The 1812-nt window shown below is 38.2% G+C and carries 1 protein-coding gene; it reads left to right on the forward strand.

Features of this window, described 5'->3' with window-relative positions:
• Window positions 1-113: 113 nt before the first annotated feature.
• Entirely contained in the window at window positions 114-1388 is a 1275-nt protein-coding gene (locus tag N7Z68_RS24105; protein ID WP_275120952.1) for an IS110 family RNA-guided transposase, read from the forward strand.
• The last annotated feature ends 424 nt before the right edge of the window (window positions 1389-1812 follow it).

Here is a 1812-nt window from a genome sequence, read left to right on the forward strand (position 1 = left end):
TGCGCAGCATTCCTGTAGTGCGTTAATTTTGACTTTGAAAAAAATAGAGCCCCTCAGTAAGATATGAGTATAGACACCACTCTAAAACTCAACCTTAAGGAGGAAGCTCTTATATGAAGTTTAAAATGCAAGACAAACAAAATCAACTAATTGAAAGAATTTCTGATAAACACCTTGTTGTTGGTGTGGATATTGCTCAACAAACACACGTAGCTCGTGCTGTAAATTTTCGTGGTATTGTCGTCGGTGATCCTCTCACTTTTGAAAATAACGAGAATGGTTTCGCTAGGTTAATAGAATGGATTAATCATTTAAAACTTTTAAAAGGATTGAATACTGAAATAGTAGGGATGGAACCTACCGGACATTACTGGTTGAGTCTATCTAAATGGCTATATGATCAGGATATTGATGTAGTAACAGTTAATCCTCACCATGTGAAAAGAAACAAAGAAAATCGTGATAATACCCAATCTAAAAGTGATAAAAAGGATGCCCTTGTGATTGCAGATATGGTCAAGAATGGGTATTACTCCTTTATCCGACCCACTTCTGAAGCTTTTGAAAAGCTTCGAGTACTAATGGCTAACCGAGATGTAATCGTCAAACGCCTCACCAGTTCTATTAACCAAATAAATCGTTGGGTAGATATTGTCTTCCCTGAACTTCGAGAAGTATTTAAAGATGTAAAAGGTAAAGGGGCAATCGCAACACTTCGGTTATTTCCTACACCTTCAGAACTATGTTCCATGAAAGCACAGGATATTGTGGAAGGTTGGAAAACAGTGATGAAACGTCACGCAGGACTTAAAAAAGCACAATCGCTAATTGACTTAGCCAAAAGTTCTGTTGGTAGTAAACAAGCTCATGAAGCCTATAAGCTGCACTTGGAACATTTACTTGAAGAATTCGATTTAGCAAAAATCCAACTAGAAAGAGTAGAAAAAGAAGTCACTTCCGTACTTGACCAAATTACTTTCGCTAAAAAAGTACTTGCCATTGAAGGAATTAGTGAAATTTCATTGGCGGGTATTTTAGGAGAAGCTGGTGATTTAAGTGGCTTCGCGCATGGTAATTCTCTATTACGGCATGCGGGTTTGCATCTGGTAGAAGCAAGTTCAGGTAAATGGAAAGGACAAATTGTCGTTTCAAAACGCGGGAGATCTCGACTAAGGCGCTTTTTATTTTTAACGACATTAAGTCTTGTGAGCAATAACTCTGATTTCAAGCAGATTCATTTTAATAATGTTAACGTCAAAAAGTTGAAAAAAATGAAATCTATCATGAAACTCGTGGGGAAATTAGCAAGAATATTGGTGGCAATAGCTAAAAGTCATGAACCATATTGTTCTCAGAAAGTACAACCATTAGCACCTATAGCAGCTTAATTCTAATCGTAAGCTAAGTATGGCTTTAAAGTAATTAAAAGCAGTTTAATAATTCTTGAATATTGGCTTATTCGTAGGATTACAGAGAAAGCACGGAGTACTGGAATCCGTTGTACCTAAGGGCACTGACCCGTTTGCGCAGCAAAACCGGCCTCCACCCCTTGGATAGGCATGACGAAGGAATGAGAGGGCAAAAGACCCGTTGAGACATGGGAGGGAAAGCCTCCAGGGGCGGCGTGGAGAATCGTGCATTATATGGTAAAAGGTGGAGTTTCTATTTACTCCTCTATTTCCGCATGCCTTCATGTAGCCTTTATTCTCAAAACTCATTCCATTTATCCGTCATAGTTCTTACTAGTGGTTTGAAATCCTGCGAATAAGCGAGTATTTAAGAGATATATTAATCTAACAGAGGGAGTACAAC

This window comes from Alkalihalobacterium chitinilyticum (assembly GCF_029028005.1).
Classification (GTDB): Bacteria; Bacillota; Bacilli; order Bacillales; family Bacillaceae_F; genus Alkalihalobacterium; species Alkalihalobacterium chitinilyticum.

What these genes read in the sequence shown, in the direction of transcription:
- N7Z68_RS24105 (WP_275120952.1), top strand. Translation starts at nt 114, where the DNA reads ATGAAGTTTAAAATGCAAGACAAACAAAATCAACTAATTGAAAGAATT.